Here is an 18,168-nt window from a genome sequence, read left to right as displayed (position 1 = left end):
AACGCTCGATCCGACCCGCGCGGACTCCGCGACGCACGGAGGAAGGACGGCTCCCCGACGCGCGGGGACGTACGACTCCCTAGCGCGTGGGAACTGCTGTCAATCGCCACCAGAGCGGCGCTCGCGGGGATCGTGGCAACGCTCGGTCAGAACCTTCATAGGTCTGCCTACCGGAACGATAGGCCATGAGTAGTTCGGCCGAGGAACGCGTCGTCGATCCGTCGAAGATCGACGTGAGCGTCGTCCTCCCCGCGTACAACGAAGAGCGGACCATCGAGGGGACGGTGCGAACGACGATCGAGACGCTCGCCGACTTCCTGCCCGAAAACGCCTTCGAGGTCATCGTCGCCGAGGACGGCTGCGACGATCGGACCCCGGAAATCGCGGATCGACTGGCGGCTTCGGATTCCCGCGTCCGCCACTTCCACAGCGACGAGCGGCTCGGACGCGGCGGCGCGCTCGAACGCGCGTTCGAGTCCGCCCTCGGCGACACCCTCGTCTACTTCGACACCGACCTCGCGACGGACATGTCGCACCTCGAAGAGCTGGTCGAGCGCGTCCGGTCGGGCGAGTACGACGTCGCCACCGGATCGCGCTGGATGCCCGGCAACGAGGCCGACCGACCGCCGAAGCGAAGCGTGCCGAGCAGGGCCTACAACGGGCTCGTCCGGCTCGTCCTCCGCTCCGACCTCCGAGACCACCAGTGCGGGTTCAAGGCGATCAGCCGCGAGGCGTTCGACCTCCTCAAACACGACGTCGAGGACGACCACTGGTTCTGGGACACGGAGCTTCTCGTCCGCGCGCAGCGCGACGGCTTCCGCGTCGCCGAGTTCCCGGTCACATGGGAGCCGAAGGGCGACACGAAGGTCGATCTCATCCGGGACGTGTTCGGGATGGGGAGCCAGATCGTCCGGGCGTGGTGGCAGCTGTCGGTGAAACCGCGGATCACCCCGACGGTGACGGCGGTCGCGGGCCTGCTCTTGACGCTCGTCGCGCTGGCGCTCATGACCGTCTACCTCGACCCGCGGGCGGTTCTCGACGAGATGAGCCGGGCGAATCCGGCGCTCGTTCTCCTCGCCGCGCTGGTCTATCTCGTCTCCTGGCCGCTCAGGGGGATTCGGTACCGGGACATCCTCACCGAGATGGGCTTCTACGAGAAGGTCGGCTTCCTCACGGGAGCGATCTTCATCAGCCAGACGGGGAACCTCGTCTTTCCGGCCCGCGCGGGCGACGCCGTCCGCGCCTACGTCGTGAAGGCGCGCCGCGGCATCCCGTACCCCTCCGGCTTCGCCTCGCTCGCGGCCGAGCGGGTGTTCGACCTGCTGTCGCTCGCCGGTCTCGCGGGGATCGTCCTCGTCGGCATCACGGCGACGGGCGGCACCGCGGACCTCATCGCCGGCATCACGGGCAGCGGCTCCGTCGGGAACGTCAGCCGGCGGGCGGGCCGCATCGCCGCGTTCGTCGCCGCGGGCGTCGGAGTGGCCGCCATCGTCGCGGTCGTGGGGATCGTCGCGAGCGCTCGGACCGACCGGAGCTTCATCCGTCCGCTCATCCGTCGGCTCAGCTCCGACTCGTACGCCGAGTACGTCGCAAAGATCATGGAGCGATTCGTGGTCGACCTCCAGCGCGCCGCGGGCACCCGCGAGGCGTTCACCCGCATCGGCGTCAGCAGCCTCCTCATCTGGGCGCTCGACGTGGTCACCGCGATCGTGATCCTGCTCGCGCTCGGCGTGCGGCTCGACCCGACGGTCCTGGTCGCGGTGAGCTTCTTCGCCGTCAGCGTCGGCAACCTCGCGAAGGTGCTGCCGCTCTCGCCCGGCGGCATCGGACTGTACGAGGCGGCGTTCACCGTGCTCGTCGTCGCGCTGACGCCGATTTCGCCGGAACTCGCCATCGGCGCGGCCGTCCTCGACCACGCGGTGAAGAACGTCGTCACCGTCATCGGCGGCGTCGGCTCGATGGGCGCGCTGAACGTCTCGCTGACGGAGGCGGTCGAGGAGAGCAAGGACGTGCGCGAGCGGCCGGAGCCGACGCAGGACTGAGCCGACGGGGTCCGTTCGGACGATCTCGTCGGCGGGTTTCCGCCCGTCGGCGCGACCCCCTCGACCCGCTTTCGACCCGCGAACCGGCGCGGATCGCCGGTTGGCGTCGATTTTTCGAGCCGCCGACGAACCGTCCGGCATGTACTCGCGCGTCACCCTCGACGAGGTGGAGGTCCGCGATCTCGACGCGACCGAGCCGTCCCTGAAGGCCGTCGGCTACGAACTGCGCCCGGAGCGGATGCGCCCGAACGTCTGGGTCTACGAGGCCGGCGAGTCGAGCAACCGGCACTATCAGCGGGAACAGGAGGAGCTGTACCACGTTCTCAGCGGCCGGTTCGAGGTGACCGTCGACGACGAGACGTTCGAGGCCGGCCCCGGCGAGGTGATCGTGGTCCCGCCCGAGGCGGAACGGAAGTTGACGGCGACGGCGGCCGGGGAGGTGTTCGTCGTCGGCGCGCCGAACGCGAAGGACGACGGCGTCGTCGTCGAGGAGTGAGGACCCGCCCTCAGTCGTACAGATCGGTCGCGAACGGCCCGAACGCGCCGGCGACGGCCGCGGCGAGCGCCGACTCCCTGTCGATCCGCCCGCCGGTGAGCGCGCCCGCCGCGCCCCGTTTTTTCGCCACGTCGGTCGTCCCGAGCGCGTCGTCCATCACCGGGCCCAGTTCCTCGCCCTCGCGGACCCGGTCGGCGATCGGCGCGGGGAGTTCGAGGCTCGGTCCCGCCCCGAGACCGACGCGTTCGCCGTCGGTGACGGCGGCCCACATGACGAGAAAGAGGCCGTCGGGGGCGTCGAAGCCGACCGCGCTCCCGAGTCCGGCCGCGGCGTCGGACGCGGGCCGATCGGCCGCCGGTTCGCGCGGAAACGCGGCGACGCCGCCCTCGACCCCGACGCCGTAGTCGTACGCGCCCGCGCCGAGGACGCGCCGGGCACGGTTCTCCGCGCCGGCGACCGTCTCGGCGTGACCGAACGGCTGCTCGCTCACGCCCGACTCGACCGGGACGGCCTCGACGGTCGCCTCGCCGAGGACCGACTCGACCGCGCGCCGCTTCACCGGGTTGCCGCTGCCGACGCCGACTCGCATACCGGCCGATCCCCGGCGGAGGACTATCGCTCTGTCGGATCGGTCCCGCCCTCGCGCGCCGCGCCGCCGTGCAGCAGTTCGGCGAGCGCGGCGACGCCGTCGACGAGCCGCGGGCTCGGCTGGTTCAGGAGGGAATCGTCGAAGACGCGCACCTCGGCGTCGAGGTCCCACCCCCGCTCTCGGACCGTTTCGGGGTCGACGCGGTCGCCGCGGCCGCAGACGTGGAGGACGACGTACGCCGGGGCCGCGGCTTCGACCTCCCCGGCGGACACTTCCCGGGATCGCTCGCCGGCCTCGACGAACGGGTACGCGCCGCCGGCGGCGGCGACGGCGTCCGGCACCCAGTTGCCGGCGGCCATCGGCGGGTCTGACCACTCCTCGCAGTAGACGGTCGGTCGCGGGCGACCGGCGACGCGCGACGCGATGCGGTCGAGCCGCTCGCGCGACTCGTCGGCCAGTCGTTCGCCCGCTTCGGCCCGTCCGACCGCGCGACCCAGCGCCGCGAACGAGTCGATCGCCTCGTCGAGCGTCGTCGGTTCGGCGTGGTGGACCCGGTAGCCCCGCGCCCGCAACTCGTCTCGGATCTCCGCCTGCAGGGCGTCGCAGGTGCAGACGACGTCGGGTTCGAGGGCCGCCAGGCGGTCGTACTCGGGGTTCAGCCACCCGCCGACGACCGGGCGATCCGCCCCGCAGTGGGCCGTCACGCCGACCAGCGCGTCCGCCGCGCCCATCGCGACCAGCGTTGCGGTCGCGCTCGGTGCCAACGACGCGATCCGGGAACTGCCGTCCATGTTCCCCGACGGACCTGCACACGCAAATACCCTCCCCGACCTGTCGTATATTTAATTTCTACCATCTCAAATCAAATTCCGACGTTTCGACGCTCGATTCGACGGAACTCGCGCAAGACACCAAACGATTTAAATACCTTTCGCCCGTCTTCCGTCCAAGGACCGCTTCCGGGTTTTTCAGGCTTTTTCGCCCCCGGCAGCACCGCCGTCCCATCTATGAGTGAAAAGACGCACACACGAACCCGACCGACGGAGCGAGAGTCCGGCCCCAGCGAGGCGCTGCGCTGTCCCGAATGCGGCGGTCACGTCATCGCCGACGAGGGGCGCGGCGAGACGGTCTGCGCCGACTGCGGGCTCGTCGTCGAGGAGGACTCGGTCGACCGCGGCCCAGAGTGGCGAGCGTTCAACGCGAGCGAAAAGGACCAGAAGTCCCGCGTGGGCGCGCCGACGACGAACACGATGCACGACAAGGGCCTGTCGACGAACATCGACTGGCGGAACAAGGACGCCTACGGCAACTCCCTCGGCTCGCGCCAGCGCCAGAAGATGCAGCGACTCCGCAAGTGGAACGAGCGGTTCCGCACGCGCGACTCGAAGGAGCGGAACTTGAAGCAGGCGCTGGGGGAGATCGACCGGATGGCGAGCGCGCTCGGGCTGCCCGAGAACGTCCGCGAGACCGCAAGCGTCATCTACCGCCGCGCGCTCAACGACGGGCTCCTGCCGGGGCGCTCGATCGAGGGCGTCGCGACCGCCTGCGTGTACGCCGCGGCGCGGATGGCCGGCGTCCCGCGCAGCCTCGACGAGATCACTGACGTCTCACGCGTCGAAAAGAGCGAGGTCGCCCGGACCTATCGCTACGTCGTCCGCGAGCTCTCGCTCGAAGTACAGCCCGCGGACCCCGAGCAGTACGTCCCCCGCTTTGCCTCCTCGCTCGGCCTCTCCGACGAGGCGGAACACCGCGCGCGCCAGCTCCTCCGCAACGCGAAACAGAAGGGCGTCCACAGCGGGAAGAGCCCGGTCGGGCTCGCCGCGGCCGCCGTCTACGCCGCGGCCCTCCTCACCAACGAGAAGACGACGCAGGCCGCCGTCAGCGAGGTCGCGGACATCAGCGAGGTCACCATCCGCAACCGGTACCACGAACTCCTCGAAGCCGAAGAGGGCCTCGGCGTCGCGTAACGACCCGCGGAGGCGAGTCTTTTTCTTCAACTCCACCAGTACGCCCGCGTGAAGAGCACTAGCACCGGGATGATCTCGATGCGGCCGATCCACATCAGGAGCGTCATGACGAGCTTCGTGCTCGCGGGGAAGTCGGTGAAGCTGGCGAACGGCCCGGCGACGCCGAACGCCGGCCCGATGTTGAGAAACGTCGCCGCGGCGGCGCTCATCGCCTCGAACTCCGTGAGCCCCAATCCGGCGCGAGCGCCGTCGGCGACGACGAATATCGTCGCGAGAAAGAAGATGACGACGCTGAGGAGGGTGTACGCGTAGATCTGGTGGATCGAGTCCTCGTCGACGACCTCGCCGCTCAGCCGGAGCGGCCGGATCGCCTGCGGGTGAACGGTGGTAAAGAGCATCCGGCGGAACGCCTTGAGCGCGACGAGCCAGCGCAGCGCCTTGATCGAGCAGGTCGTGCTCCCGGCCATCCCCCCGATGAACATACAGAGAAAGAGGACGTTCTTCGCCGCCGGCGACCACGCGTCGAAGTCGGCGCTCGCGTACCCGGTCGTCGTCACGATCGAGGTCACCTGAAACAGCGAGTGGCGGACGATCTCCTCCGCGGTCAACGCCTCCTGATTCGGGTCGGCGACGAGCAGTCCCGCCACGACGACGGTGAAGAAGCCGAGGATCCCGAGGTAAAAGCGGAACTCCTCGTTGTCGACCAGCCGCCGCCACCGCCCCTGCGTGACGTTGTACAGGAGGACGAAGTTCGTCGCGCCGACCGCCATCAGGGGGATCGTGGCCCACTGGACGGCGGGCGAGAAGGCGGCGATGCTGTCTGCGCGCGGCGAGTAACCGCTCGTCGAGACCGACGTGAACGCGTGTGCGACCGCGTCGAAGAGCGTCATCTCGGGCGCGAGGCCGACCACGCGAAGCCCGTAGAGGAACGCGATCGCGGCGAGCGTCAACCCGAGGTACAGCTTCCCGAGGAGGCGGGCCGTCTCGGCGATGCGCGGCGTCAGCTTGTGGAGATCCTTCGTCTGCGTCTCGGTCTCCATCAGCTGTGCGCCGCCGTACGAGAGCGTGCTGAGGACGGCGACGGCGAGCACGAGGATGGAGAGCCCGCCGAGCCACTGGAGCTGCGAGCGCCACAGCATGGCCGCGCGGGAGTGGGCGTCGAAGTCGAGCACGACGGTGGCGCCGGTGGTCGTCACGCCGCTCATGCTCTCGAACAGCGCGTTCACCGGGTTCGCGAGCGTGCCGTTGCCCGCGAGGACGAACGGGATCGCGCCGACGAGCGCGAGCGACAGCCACGTGAGCGACACCATCAGGAACGCCTCGCGACCGCCGAGATCCGGCTCGGGATCGAGTCGCTCCAGCGACACGCCCAGAGACACCGCGACGGCGGCGGTGGCGAGGAAGGGAGCGACGTCCTCCCCGTCGACGACCGCGACGAAAAGCGGGAGGACGAGCAGCACGGCGCTCCACTTTTGGATCGTGCCGACGGTGCTGAGGCTCGCCCGCCAGTCGACGCGCACGCCGTTCGCTCTCCCGATCACACGACGATTCTCACGTCGTCGGCGAAAGAACGCACCGGTTCGACGCGACCGACGCTCCGACGCGAGTTCGTTCGGCGGGAGAAATTTTGGACAAAAGACACTAATGGGGGGCGCACCCAGAGGCGAACGATGCAGACGCAGCACGCCCTCCGAGTCGGCGACGCCGCCGAGATGGACGCGGTCGCCGACGGCTCCGTCGATCTGGTGGTCACGTCGCCGCCGTATCCGATGATCGAGATGTGGGACGACCTGTTCGCCTCGCGGGATTCGGCGGTCGCGACGGCGCTCGCGGAGGGGGACGCCGAGGGTGCCTTCGAGCGAATGCACGCCCAGTTGGACGCGGTCTGGGACGAGGTCGTCCGGGCGCTCGCGCCCGGCGGGATCGCCTGCGTCAACGTCGGCGACGCCACGCGCTCCGTCGACGGCGAGTTCCGTCAGTTCCCGAACCACGCCCGGATCGTCGACGCCTTCCGCGAGCGCGGCCTCCGGTCGCTCCCCGACGTGCTCTGGCGGAAGCCGACCAACCGGCTCACGAAGTTCATGGGTTCGGGCATGCTCCCGCCGAGCGCCTACGTCACGCTCGAACACGAGTACGTCCTGCTCTTTCGGAAGGGGGACGCCCGCTCGTTTCCCGCCGGCGACCCGGCTCGCTACGAGAGCGCGTTCTTCTGGGAGGAGCGCAACGAGTGGTTCTCGGACCTCTGGGAGATCGGCGGCGAAGCGCAGGAGCTTTCGGATCCGGCGGTCCGCGAGCGCTCCGCCGCGTTCCCGGTCGAACTCCCGCTGCGGCTGATCAGGATGTACTCGCTGTACGACGACACCGTGCTCGATCCCTTCGCGGGCACCGGGACGACGGGGGTCGCGGCGGCGCTCGCGGCGCGCAACTCGGTGGGATACGAACTCGACGCGGAACTCGTTTCGGCGTTCGAAGCGCGCCTCGACGGGCTCCCCGCCGGCTCCCGGGAGCGGGCCGAGGCGCGGCTCGACCGCCACCGGACGTTCGTCGACGGTCGCGAGGAGCGTCCGCGTTACGACGCGGTCCACTACGACTTCCCGGTCGTCACGAAGCAGGAGCGTCGCATCCGGCTGTACGAGGTCGACTCGGTCGAGCGGGACGCGCCGACGGGTCGCGGTGATCGGGTCCGGTACCGTGCGGAGCACGTCCCCGTCGAGGATCGAAGCGGTCCGAACCGATAGACGGACGGAAACGAGCGGACGACGGCGCCGGCCGACCGCCGCGCCGTGGTTCCTCGGGGACTCCCGTCGCGCCCCACCGCCCGCCGCCGCGACGGGCAACGGTTTTCCCGTCGGGGGCGGTTGGCTCACGCATGGACTTCGACTCGTTCGTCCTCGCGGCGAGCACGGGGGACCTCGCGGAGGAGCCAGCCGCGCGCGGGCGAGCCGACGCCGTCGAGTTTCGGATGGACCTCGCGACCGACCCACTCGACGCGCTCGCGGCCTACGACGGCGAACTGCCGATCGTCGCGACGAACCGCGCGGTCTGGGAGGGCGGCGAGGCCGCCGGAGAGGGGCGGCTCGACGCGCTCTCCCGCGCCGCCGCGTTCGACGCCGTCGAGGCGATCGACGTCGAACTGGCGAGCCTCCGGGGGACCGCTCCCGACGACGTCGGTTCGGGGCCGGACCGCGCCGCCGACCTGTGCGACCGCGCCCGAGACCACGGGGCGGCGGTGATCGTCTCCGTCCACGACTTCGAGTCGACGCCGCCCGGAGGGGAACTCCGCGAGTCGCTCGCCGCGGCGGCCGCCGCGGGCGACGTCGGTAAACTCGCGGTCACCGCGACCGACCGCGCGGACGCGCTCGCGCTGCTCTCCGCGACCCACGACGCGACCGCGGCGGGCGAGCGCGTGGCGACGATGGCGATGGGCGAGGCGGGGCGGCACACGCGGGCCGTCGCGCCGATCTACGGGTCGAAGATCGGGTACGCGCCGGTCGAGCCCGCGCGGGCGACCGCGCCGGGGCAGTACGACCTCGCGACGCTCGCGTCGCTGATCGACAGGCTCTCCTGACCGTGCCGGCGAGTCAGAAAGTTCAGTAGCCGTCACCGACAAGGGTGGGATGATGGGACGCAATCGTCCGTGGCTGGCCGCCGCGCTGGCGCTTCTCGTCGCGGGAGCCGGCCACGTCTATCTCCGGCGGTGGCGACGCGCCGCGCTGTGGTTTCTCGTGATCATCGGCACCGCGATGGCGATAACGACCGCCGTCGCCGATCCGACGACGATCGAGGGCGCGGAGGATCTCCCCGTGGAGGCGATGGTCGCGACCGTCGTCGCCTTCTTCCTCAGCGCGCTCGACGCGTACACGATCGCGAGGGACGGCGCGCCCCGCGGCGACGCCGGCTCGTCGGACGGCGAGTCGTGCCCCCACTGCGGGCGCGAGGTGGATCCGGACCTGGACTTCTGTCAGTGGTGTACGGCGCGGCTCGACCGCGCCCCCTCCGAGGAGGAACCGCGCGCCGCCGAGTGATCGACCCGGCGATTCGCCGGATCGCCCCGGCTTTCGACCGCCTCGCTCGGACTTACTTTTCGATGATGCTCTCTTCGACCGCCTCGCCGAAGTGCCGGGCGGTGTCCTCGTAGTAGACGAGGAGTTCGTCGCCCACCTGGAGATCCGTCACCGCCTTTCGGCCGTCGCTCGTCGCGACCTTGATCGTCTCCGCGTTCTGGAGCAGGGTTTCGATCCGATCGCCCGACCCGTCCCCGTCGGCGCGTTCGGCCCCGCCGGCGTCGCCGTCGACCTCGGCTTCGACGCGGAACATCGGCCGCTTTTCGATCTTCACGCGACCGACAATCGCCTCGCGGGTTCGCCCCTCGGTGTCGACGACCTGAACCTCGTCGCCGCTTTTCAGCTCCGAGAGGTACTTCGTCCCGCCGCCGGGCGTGCGGACGTAGGCGTGGACCGCGCCCGCGTTCACCCGGAAGGGTCGGGAGGCGACGTACGGCGACTCCGCGGTCTCCGCGTGGACGAAAAAGAGGCCGCGGCCCAGGCTCCCGACGAGCATCCCCTCGTTGTGTTCGAGGATCGACCCGGTGTCGACGCAGACGCGGTCGGCCATGCCCGTTCGCTCGACGGCCGTCACCTCGGCCCAGCGGAGGTCGAGTTTCTCCCGCTCCGTCGCGTCGCGGACCCCGACGGTCCGTCTGATCTCGTCGGGGTCGTCGGTGTCGAGCAGAACGCCGTCCGCGCCGAGTTCGAGCGTCTCGAACGCCGTCTGCGCCTCGTCTGCGGTCGTCACCCCCGCGATCAGGTCGGTCTCCTCGCCGATGCGGGCGATGAGGTTCTCGAGCGGGATGATCTTCCAGTCCTCGCCGACCACGATCGTGTACTCGGCGTCGACGGCGGCCTCCTCGGCGAACGTCTCGTACGCCTTGCCGCGGATGCGGACGTACGATCCCTGCGCCCGGTTGTCGTAGCGCCGGAGAGTCGTGAGGTCGGCCGACCCCGAGAAGTCCGAGGGGAGGTCGATCGTCCCGTCGCCCTCGCCGTCCTTGCCGACGACGTAAGCGTCCGCGGCCTCGCCCTCCTCTTTTTCGTCCGCTTCCTCCGCGTCGATGACATGCGCGTCCGTGCCCGCGAGGAACGCGGCGACCTTCACGTCGCCCAGTTCGCGGACGCGCGCCACGTCCTCTTCGTCGACGAGCACCCAGTCGACGCCGGCTTCGAGCCCGGCGGTGATCCGCTTTTTCCGCGCGTCCCAGTCGCCGACCGCGTCGTCGGCCTTCAGCCACACGCTGCGTGTCATTATCGGTGGCACTCGGGGGGACGGCTTGAACGTGGCGGATGCGTCGGGAGTTCGAACGGGGACGACCGGTTTCGCGGGACCGGCGTCTCAGCGGTCGATTACTCGAACTGCCGGAGACACAGCAGACCACGGCGCTGCAGAGAGCGTCCGATGTCGATCGACGTCGGCTATCCGAACTCAGCGGACAACAAGACGAACTCGTTCGTTCGCTGGCCGGAGAAGATCTCGGCGGCGTCCTCAACGACCTCGATAGCGCTGCCGAAGTGACGCGAACCGCGAGCGGAGTCGTCGTCCGTGGCGAGCGCGACGGCGTCGACCTCGAATTTAACTATCCGGAAGACGGTGAGGGATTCTACGTCTCGCGGAGCGACCGGATCGACTCGGCCGACGACCTCAAAGATCGGTCCAGCAGCGAGATCGGGCGGGACGTCGTCGAGGAAGACATTGCGCCCGCGCTCATCAAAGACCGGAAGAATCAGGAGGTCGTCTTCGCCGACAAACGCGGTTCTGATCCCGGGATCGATCTCATCGCCAAGGACACGCAGACCGGCGAATACGTCATCGTCGAAGTCAAATTCACCCGATCGTCGGAACCGATCGGCAAAAACAAATTCAGTTCAGAGCGGACGCTAGACGACGGTTCGAAGGCAACGCAGATGTCAGACAGGTGGATCGAGGACGCGTTCGAAAAAGAACTACTCGAAAAGGGAGCCGATGTCCCAGACGATCTAGAGTTAGCCATCCAGAACGGTAATTATCGGAAAGAGGCGGTCGTCGTTCAAGATTCGAAATCGGATTCGACGATCACCGCAGGGCTTTCAGACCCTGATCTTGACCTAGATGGCGTAACGATAGTAAAAACGGATGAGGTGACACAATGAGATTCTCGGAAAAAAGACTGAACGACCTGATCTCGCGGTACCGCGAGAACATTGAAAAAAACCACCTCTGGCGAGAGGAGGGAAAAATCGAGGATCACGCGATATCCAGACACTGGTTCGCGCTCGCGAATCGCTACAGAACGCTCGCGGGATCTCACGCGCTCCTCGGCGACGGCAAGAAGGCCAGGGAGGCGTACGCCGAGGCGGGGCGGTACTACCTCGAAAGCGTCCGCGAGGCCCGCGCCCCGCCGGACACGCGAGACAAGGTCGACAGGGAAAGTGACCCGGCGGTGCTGCTCCGGGCGATGATCACGGCGCAACTCGCCCGCGACGACGACCTCCTCGCCGAGGCCGCGACCGAGACGCTCGCGATGGACGACGCGTACCTCGACGAGTTCGCCGGCCCGCCGTACGACGACAACCACACGCGGTACTACACCGCGACGCTCCGCGCCGCGATCGTCCTCGACGACGACCGCGCGGACGACCTGCTTTCGAACTACCGCGAGGCGCTGGCGGAGGTGAACAACCCGTACATGGAGGCGATCGCCGGCGTCTGCGCGGCGATCCTCGCCGCCGACGTGTCGGGGGTCGCGGACGGGCTCGGGACGCTCCTCGGATACCACGACGAGACCGTGACCGCCGACACCGACAGCCCGACCGACTACATCGCCGACACGCCGGCGTCCCTGTGTCTGCTCGCCCGCGACCGAGGGCTGACCGTCACCATCGACAGCCCGTACGTCCCCGAGGTGCTCCTCGCCGACGACGTCGAAGAGGGCGGGAACGTCGGCGACGTCGGAGGTGCCGGAGTCGGCGACGGCGCGGGCGGCTTCGAACTCCCCGACGTGGAGCGCGACCCGGACACCGGCGCGTACGTCCTCGTCGTGTCGATCGAACACCCCGGCGACCGCGAGGTCACGGCGGAGGACCTGCCGATGACGGCGCACGGGCGGGCGCTCTCCGACGAGTGGGTCGACGCCGTGATCGAGGCGTTCTCGGAGGCGTCGGCCGACGACGAGCGGGAGCTGGCCGCCGCCCTCGACGCCGCGCGCGACGATGGGACGCTCGAACGCAAACTCGTGGTGGCCCAGCGGCAGCGTGGCGATCACCTCTTCGACGAGTCGATTTCCGAGCTGGGCGTCGACCGGATCAAGATGATAAAAGGAGGCGGGTGAGCGCGGCGAGCCGGATCGTGGAGCCGCCGGTCGAACCGGCCGAACCGCGCCGGGTCAGCAGATCTGCCAGCCGCCGTCGACGTGCAGCAGTTCGCCCGTCACGTACCGCGCGTCGTCGCTCGCGAGAAAGAGCGCCGCGCCGGCGACGTCCTCGGGCGTCCCCGCCCGGCCGAGGGGGATGGGTTTCAGGAGTTCGCCCCGCGCGCCCTTCTCTTCCGCCTCCTCGGTCCACCCCTCGGCGAACTCGGTGGCGATCTGGCCGGGCGCGACGGCGTTGACGCGAATTTCGTGTTCGGACAGTTCGAGCGCCGACCCGCGGGTGATCATCCGCACCGCCCCCTTCGTCGAGTCGTACTGCACCTGCCCCTTCTGCGCGAGGTTCGAACTGATCGATGCGGTGTTGACGATGCACCCCGGGTCGTCGCGGTCGAGCATGTCCGTCGCGGCCGCCCGAACGCCGAAGTAGACGCCGCGGACGTTCACGGCGTGGATCCGGTCGAACTGCTCTCTCGTGATCTCGAACATCCGGCCGGGGATTTGGACGGCCGCGTTGTTCACCATCACGTCGACGCCGCCGAAGTCGCGGGCCGCCTCGACGACCGACTCGATCTCCTCGGGCACCGAGACGTCCGTCTCGACGTACTCGGCCTCGCCGCCGGCCTCGCGGATCGCCTCGTGCGTCGGGATCGTCTCGTCGAGGTCCTTCGGCGCGTCGCGGACGTCGGCGACGACGACGGTCGCGCCCGCCTCGCCGAAGCGCCGCGCCACCTCGCGCCCGATGCCGCTCGACCCGCCCGTCACGATCGCCGTCTCGTCCGTGAAGTCGTAGGTTACTGACGCCATGGCTCCCCATCGTCGCGGCGGCACAAAACTCTCGGCCCCGGTTCGATTCCGACGAGTGGCGGTTCGGTCGAGGCGCGCGCCGCGGAGTCCGTCCGGTGACGCGTACGTCCACGCCGCCGCCTACGCCTGCGCCGACAGGCCCGCGATCTCCAGCGCCTCGTCGGTCTCGCGGTCGTCGTGGATGACCGCCGATACGGCGCGGGCGATGGCCTCGGGGTGTTCGTGCTGGAAGATGCTTCGGCCCATCGAGGCGCCCGCCGCGTCGGCGTCCATCGCGCCGCGGACCATCTCGATGGTCCGCCGGTCGGTGCCGCGGCTGCCGCCCGCGATGACCACGGGGAGGCGCGTCGACTCGACGACGTGGCGGAAGCTGTCGGCGTCGCCGCTGTAGGCGGTCTTGATCACGTCCGCGCCGAGCTCTTCCCCCAGGCGGACGGCGTGGCCGAGGCTCTCGGCGTCGTGCTCGTCGACGCCGGGGCCGCGGGCGTACGTCATCGCCAGCACGGGAATCCCGAACCGGCGGGCGTCCGACGTGACGCGCGCGAGGTCCTCGATCTGCTCCGGTTCGTGGGTGCTGCCGACGTTGAGGTGGAGGGAGACGGCGTCCGCGCCCGCCCGGATCGCGTCCTCGACGGTGCCGGTCACGCGCTTGTCGTTCGAATCGGGGCCGATGACGGTCGAGGCGTTCAGGTGGACGATGTACCCCTTGTCGTTCTTGTACGGGTGGACGCGCGGGGCGATGCCCTTCTGCGTGAGCACCGCGTCCGCCCCGCCGCGCGTCACCGCGTCGATCGTCTCTTCGATGTTCTTGAGGCCCGTGACGGCTCCCAGCGTGATCCCGTGGTCCATCGGGACGATGAGGTATCGCCCGTCCGTCGAGATGCGTTCGAGTCGAGCCGCCGTTCCTGCGTCCGTGGTCATGGTATGTGAATCTGTGTCAACGCTCGGTTATGTGCGTTCCGGATGCGGCGCGCGTCGCTGAGCTCCGCGGACCGCTCCTTCCTTCAGTTCTCCGGCTTTCCCCTCCAGCTTCGCGGCGACCTCGCCCGCGTCGTCGCCGCGCTCGTGGCCGTCGGCCACGATGTCGACCAGCGCGCTGCCGACGATGATCCCGTCCGCGCCCCCGGCGACGATTCGCTCGGCGTGCTCGCCCGTCGAGATGCCGAAGCCGACCGCCTTGGGCACGTCCCACTCGGCGAGGCGGGCGAGGCTCGCGTCGGTCTGATCGGACACGTCCGTTCGCGCACCGGTGGTGCCGAGACGGGCCTGCACGTAGACGTACCCCGACACCCGCGACATGATCCGTTCGAGGCGCTCGCCGCGCGTCGTCGGCGCGACGATGAAGATCAGGTCGCGGTCGTGCGCGTCGCACGCCTCCCGGAGCGGGTCGCTCTCCTCCGCGGGGAGGTCGGGCACCACGAAGCCGTCGATGCCGACCTCGGCGGCGCGGCGGACGAACGGCTCGGGTCCCGCCTCGTCGCCGAAGCGGTAGATGAGGTTGTAGTAGGTCATGCAGACGAGCGGGACGTCGACGTCCAGCTCCTCGACGAATTCGAAGAACCGCTCGGGAGTCATTCCGGCCTCCAGGGATCGAACGACGGCGCTCTGGATCGTCGGCCCCTCGGCGACGGGTTCCGAGAAGGGGAGGCCGAGTTCGATCACGTCCGCCCCGCCGCGGGCGAGCGCCTCGACGTATTCGATCGAGGACTCGTAGTCCGGGTCGCCGACGGCGAGGTAGGGGACGAACGCCGGCCCGTCGGCGAACGCCTCCGGGATGCGGCTCATCGGCTCCCCCCCGCGCCGGCCGAGAACACGTCCATGTCGGGGGCGTGCTCGATGTCGCGCTTTGCCGTCTCCTCGACGACCGATTCGAGGTCCTTGTCGCCGCGGCCGGAGACGTTCACGATCACCGTCTCGCCGAGATCCTCGTGGGCGTCTTCGAGGTAGCCGAACGCGTGGGCCGTCTCGAGCGCCGGGATGATCCCCTCCAGCCGCGAGAGTCGGTGGAACGCCGACAGCGCCGCGTCGTCGTCGACGTTCACGGGGGTGACGCGCCCCTCGTCGACGAGGTGGGCGAGTTCGGGGCCGACGCCGGCGTAGTCGAGGCCGGAGGAGACGCTGTGGGACTCCATGATCTGCCCGTGGCGGTCCTGGAGGAGCTTCGTCCGCGCGCCGTGGAGGACGCCCTCGCTGCCGGTCGTGAGCGACGCCGAGTTGGGCGCGATTCCCGTCTCCTCGTCGACGTCGAGGCCGCTCCCGCCGGCCTCGACGGCGTAGAGGTCGACGCCGTCGTCGGGCACGAACCGCGCGAACGCGCCCATCGTGTTCGACCCCCCGCCCGCGCACGCGAGCACGCTGTCGGGGAGACCGCCCGCCGCCTCGCGGATCCCCTCGCGCGCCTCCTCGGAGATGACGGCTTGGAAGTCCCGCACCATGCTCGGGAACGGGTGCGGCCCGACGACCGAACCGATGACGTAGTGGGTGTCCTCGACGTTCTTCGCCCAGTCGCGCATCGTCTCGCTGATCGCCTCCTTGAGCGTCCCGCGGCCGGCCGAGACGGGGTTCACCTCGGCCCCGTTGAGGCGCATCCGGAACACGTTGGGTCGCTGGCGGTTGATGTCGCGCGTCCCCATGTACACCTCGCAGTCGATGCCGAGGTGCGCGCAGGCCATCGCCGTCGCGGTACCGTGCTGGCCCGCCCCCGTCTCCGCGATGATCCGCCCTTTGCCCATGTACTTCGCGAGGAGGGCCTGTCCGAGCGCGTTGTTCAGCTTGTGCGCGCCCCCGTGGACGAGGTCCTCGCGCTTCAGGTACACGTCCCGGCCGTACCGCTCCGAGAGGCGCTCCGCGCGCTGAAGCGGCGTCGGACGGCCGCCGAAGTCGCGGAGCCGCCGGCGGAACTCGTCGACGAATCCGTCCTCGTTTTCGAGCACGTACCGCTCGTAGGCGTCCGTCAGCTCCTCGATGGCCGGCATCAGCGCCTCGGGGACGTACTGGCCGCCGTAGTCGCCGAACTTCCCGTCGCTCGCGCTCATACGTCACCCTGCCGCTCCGCGGCCGTGAACCGTTCGGTGTTCGCCCGCGCGTCCCCGTCCATGATCGCGGTGCCGACGAGCAGACCGTCGGCACCCGCCTCGCGCATCCGCCGCGCGTCGGCGGGCGTCTTCACGCCGCTTTCGGCGATCAGGGTGACGTCGTCGGGGGCGTGGGGCGCGACGCGTTCGAACGTCCCCAGGTCGACGGTCAGCCGCGCCAGGTCGCGGTTGTTCACGCCGACGATGCTCGCCCCGGCCGAGAGCGCCGCGCGGAGTTCGTCCTCGTCGTGCACCTCGACGAGCGCCTGGAAGCCGCGCGCCTCGGCCGCCCGGACGAGCGCCGGGAGGTCGTCGACGAACCGCGCGATGAGCAACACGAGATCCGCCTCGACGAGATCCAGCTGGTCCTCGCGCACGAGGAAGTCCTTCCGGAGCACGGGGACGTCGACCGCCTCGCGGACGCGCCGGAGGTTCTCCGCCGACCCGCCGAAGTGGTCCGGCTCGGTCAGCACCGACAGCGCGGCCGCGCCGCCCGCGACCATCGCCCTCGCCAGTTCGACGGGGTCGTCCTCGCGCGTCCCCTCCGTCGTGGGACTCGTGGGCTTCACCTCGGCGATGACCGGTACGCGCCCCTCGGCCTCCGCCGCCGCGAACGCCGCCGACAGCGACCGCGCCTCGGCCGACAGCCGCTCGTCGCCGCCGTCGCGCTCTCTCGCGGCGGCGAGGATCGATCGGACCGCCGGAGCCATTGAGTCCTCATTAGCGTTCATCGTTGTGCACTACTGTGCTGATTTGGACATAAGGCTTGCGTCCGAGGGGCAGGTTCAAGGGCGAAAATCGACGACACTAGCGTATGGACGACACGGGAATCTACGCGCGCGAGTCGTCGGCGCTGGGTCGCGCGGTGCAGCTCGGAATCGCGAGCGGGCGCGTCATCAGCGTCTCCTTCCCCGAGGACGTTCCGGACGACGCGGAGACCGAGCACGCGCTCCTCGACCGCGTGTTCGACTACCTGGACGGCGCTTCGGACCGCTTCGACGACGTGTCCGTCGCGCTGACGGTGCCGACCGATCGCCGACGGGCACTCGACGCCCTCCGCGACGTCCCGCGCGGCGAGACCGTCTCCGTCGAGCGGCTGGCCCGCCTCGCGGGGCTCGACGCCGAGGACGACGACGATCTGGCGACCGTCCGGACGGCGCTCTCGGAGAACCCGGTGCCGATCTTCGTCCCCGACCACCGCGTTCGGGGCGCGTCGGGCGCGACGCCGTCCGACGTGCGGGCGCGGCTGCGGGAGATCGAGGGATCGGGATAGCCAAAGAGCGAGGGGGAGCGACGCGCCGTCGTCTCAGACCGGTTCGAGCGTCGCCGCGCCGAACGGGACGGCGAACCGATCGCACCAGATCGAGACGCCTTCGTACCCCTCGGGATCGGTGCCTTCGGGGAGTCGCTGGACGAACGTGCCGACCTTCGTGCTCTCGCCGCCGTCCGCACCGCCGTCGATGAGCACCTTGCGTCCCTCGGCGATCTCCTCGCTCGTGTCGGGGTCCGGCGCGGGGGTCACGTAGACGAACACGTCCGGCCCCTGCGTCTGCTCGTAGTCCTCGAAACGGAGGAAGTGACCGTCGCCGTCGCGATACAGGGTGACCGTGCCCGACACCCGATGGCCGTCCTTGCCGACGAACGATCCCTCCTTCAGCGCGTCGGCGTCCGGCGGAATCGACCCCTCCGCGGCGGCGGTCGACCGCTCGGGGAGGAACAGTTCTGCCGCGAGGGTCCCGCCGACTGCGGCCGTCCCGAGCGCGCCCGCACCGACGAGTAGCGTCCGGCGCTTCATAC

19 protein-coding genes are annotated in these 18,168 nt (G+C 69.8%); 9 read left to right on the top strand and 10 right to left on the bottom strand.

Annotated features, from left to right (window positions below):
* Positions 1–185 precede the first annotated feature (185 nt).
* Complete coding sequence (locus C3L37_RS11915; protein ID WP_129114839.1) at positions 186–2,042, top strand: flippase-like domain-containing protein; 1,857 nt, start codon at positions 186–188, stop codon at positions 2,040–2,042.
* A 139-nt stretch (positions 2,043–2,181) separates the two neighbouring features.
* Positions 2,182–2,538: a cupin domain-containing protein gene (locus tag C3L37_RS11910; protein WP_129114838.1), complete on the top strand. Its 357-nt coding sequence runs from the start codon at positions 2,182–2,184 to the stop codon at positions 2,536–2,538.
* Between the two features lie 10 nt (positions 2,539–2,548).
* Here the strand turns inward: C3L37_RS11910 and yjjX are convergent, their stop codons facing one another.
* Complete coding sequence (gene yjjX / locus C3L37_RS11905; RefSeq protein WP_129114837.1) at positions 2,549–3,127, bottom strand: inosine/xanthosine triphosphatase; 579 nt, start codon at positions 3,125–3,127, stop codon at positions 2,549–2,551.
* 23 nt (positions 3,128–3,150) lie between these two features.
* Positions 3,151–3,918, bottom strand: a complete 768-nt coding sequence (locus C3L37_RS11900; protein WP_129114836.1) for a cobalamin-binding protein — start codon at positions 3,916–3,918, stop codon at positions 3,151–3,153.
* A 216-nt stretch (positions 3,919–4,134) separates the two neighbouring features.
* Between C3L37_RS11900 and C3L37_RS11895 the strand changes: the two genes are divergently transcribed.
* The gene (locus C3L37_RS11895) at positions 4,135–5,094 is read left to right on the top strand and encodes a transcription initiation factor IIB (RefSeq protein WP_129114835.1); all 960 of its coding nucleotides are present in this window, start codon (positions 4,135–4,137) and stop codon (positions 5,092–5,094) included.
* 26 nt (positions 5,095–5,120) lie between these two features.
* Here the strand turns inward: C3L37_RS11895 and C3L37_RS11890 are convergent, their stop codons facing one another.
* Positions 5,121–6,632: a TrkH family potassium uptake protein gene (locus C3L37_RS11890; RefSeq protein ID WP_129115258.1), complete on the bottom strand. Its 1,512-nt coding sequence runs from the start codon at positions 6,630–6,632 to the stop codon at positions 5,121–5,123.
* Between the two features lie 132 nt (positions 6,633–6,764).
* On the opposite strand from C3L37_RS11890, the gene C3L37_RS11885 reads away from it, so the two are divergent.
* The 3 genes from C3L37_RS11885 (at position 6,765) to C3L37_RS11875 (ending at position 9,119) form a co-directional block, all read left to right on the top strand.
* A complete protein-coding gene (locus tag C3L37_RS11885; RefSeq protein WP_129114834.1) occupies positions 6,765–7,832 on the top strand; it encodes a DNA-methyltransferase in 1,068 nt (355 codons plus the stop codon).
* A 131-nt stretch (positions 7,833–7,963) separates the two neighbouring features.
* On the top strand, positions 7,964–8,662 hold the full coding sequence (locus tag C3L37_RS11880) for a type I 3-dehydroquinate dehydratase (RefSeq protein WP_129114833.1): 699 nt from the start codon (positions 7,964–7,966) through the stop codon (positions 8,660–8,662).
* A gap of 52 nt (positions 8,663–8,714) precedes the next feature.
* On the top strand, positions 8,715–9,119 hold the full coding sequence (locus C3L37_RS11875) for a zinc ribbon domain-containing protein (protein ID WP_129114832.1): 405 nt from the start codon (positions 8,715–8,717) through the stop codon (positions 9,117–9,119).
* A gap of 52 nt (positions 9,120–9,171) precedes the next feature.
* Here the strand turns inward: C3L37_RS11875 and C3L37_RS11870 are convergent, their stop codons facing one another.
* Positions 9,172–10,395, bottom strand: a complete 1,224-nt coding sequence (locus tag C3L37_RS11870) for a 3-dehydroquinate synthase II (RefSeq protein WP_129114831.1) — start codon at positions 10,393–10,395, stop codon at positions 9,172–9,174.
* A gap of 38 nt (positions 10,396–10,433) precedes the next feature.
* Between C3L37_RS11870 and C3L37_RS11865 the strand changes: the two genes are divergently transcribed.
* Together C3L37_RS11865 and C3L37_RS11860 are read left to right on the top strand one after the other, a co-directional pair.
* Positions 10,434–11,276 (top strand): restriction endonuclease, encoded by an 843-nt coding sequence (locus C3L37_RS11865; protein ID WP_129114830.1) that lies wholly within the window; start codon positions 10,434–10,436, stop codon positions 11,274–11,276.
* Entirely contained in the window at positions 11,273–12,454 is a 1,182-nt protein-coding gene (locus tag C3L37_RS11860) for an Imm49 family immunity protein (protein ID WP_129114829.1), read from the top strand. The genes C3L37_RS11865 and C3L37_RS11860 overlap by 4 nt, the downstream gene beginning before the upstream one ends.
* 54 nt (positions 12,455–12,508) lie before the next feature.
* Here C3L37_RS11860 and C3L37_RS11855 read toward each other — a convergent pair whose 3' ends face one another.
* The 5 genes from C3L37_RS11855 to trpC all read right to left on the bottom strand — a co-directional run bounded on the left by C3L37_RS11855 (position 12,509) and on the right by trpC (position 17,102).
* On the bottom strand, positions 12,509–13,297 hold the full coding sequence (locus C3L37_RS11855; protein ID WP_129114828.1) for an SDR family NAD(P)-dependent oxidoreductase: 789 nt from the start codon (positions 13,295–13,297) through the stop codon (positions 12,509–12,511).
* Positions 13,298–13,417: 120 nt separating this feature from the next.
* Positions 13,418–14,218, bottom strand: a complete 801-nt coding sequence (locus C3L37_RS11850; protein ID WP_129114827.1) for a 2-amino-3,7-dideoxy-D-threo-hept-6-ulosonate synthase — start codon at positions 14,216–14,218, stop codon at positions 13,418–13,420.
* Between the two features lie 27 nt (positions 14,219–14,245).
* Positions 14,246–15,082, bottom strand: a complete 837-nt coding sequence (trpA, locus tag C3L37_RS11845) for a tryptophan synthase subunit alpha (protein ID WP_129114826.1) — start codon at positions 15,080–15,082, stop codon at positions 14,246–14,248.
* A complete protein-coding gene (gene trpB, locus C3L37_RS11840) occupies positions 15,079–16,332 on the bottom strand; it encodes a tryptophan synthase subunit beta (protein ID WP_129114825.1) in 1,254 nt (417 codons plus the stop codon). Before trpB ends, trpA begins: the two co-directional genes overlap by 4 nt.
* A complete protein-coding gene (gene trpC, locus C3L37_RS11835; RefSeq protein ID WP_129114824.1) occupies positions 16,329–17,102 on the bottom strand; it encodes an indole-3-glycerol phosphate synthase in 774 nt (257 codons plus the stop codon). Before trpC ends, trpB begins: the two co-directional genes overlap by 4 nt.
* Positions 17,103–17,185: 83 nt before the next feature.
* Between trpC and C3L37_RS11830 the strand changes: the two genes are divergently transcribed.
* Positions 17,186–17,644 carry an MGMT family protein gene (locus C3L37_RS11830; RefSeq protein WP_129114823.1) on the top strand — a complete coding sequence of 153 codons (459 nt, stop codon included), beginning with the start codon at positions 17,186–17,188 and terminating at the stop codon, positions 17,642–17,644.
* A 33-nt stretch (positions 17,645–17,677) separates the two neighbouring features.
* Here the strand turns inward: C3L37_RS11830 and C3L37_RS11825 are convergent, their stop codons facing one another.
* On the bottom strand, positions 17,678–18,166 hold the full coding sequence (locus C3L37_RS11825; RefSeq protein ID WP_129114822.1) for a DM13 domain-containing protein: 489 nt from the start codon (positions 18,164–18,166) through the stop codon (positions 17,678–17,680).
* Between the last annotated feature and the right edge of the window lie 2 nt (positions 18,167–18,168).

This window comes from Halegenticoccus tardaugens, assembly GCF_004116405.1.
In the GTDB taxonomy this organism is placed as follows: Archaea; Halobacteriota; Halobacteria; order Halobacteriales; family Haloferacaceae; genus Halegenticoccus; species Halegenticoccus tardaugens.
This window is presented reverse-complemented; position numbering and strand designations above follow the sequence as displayed.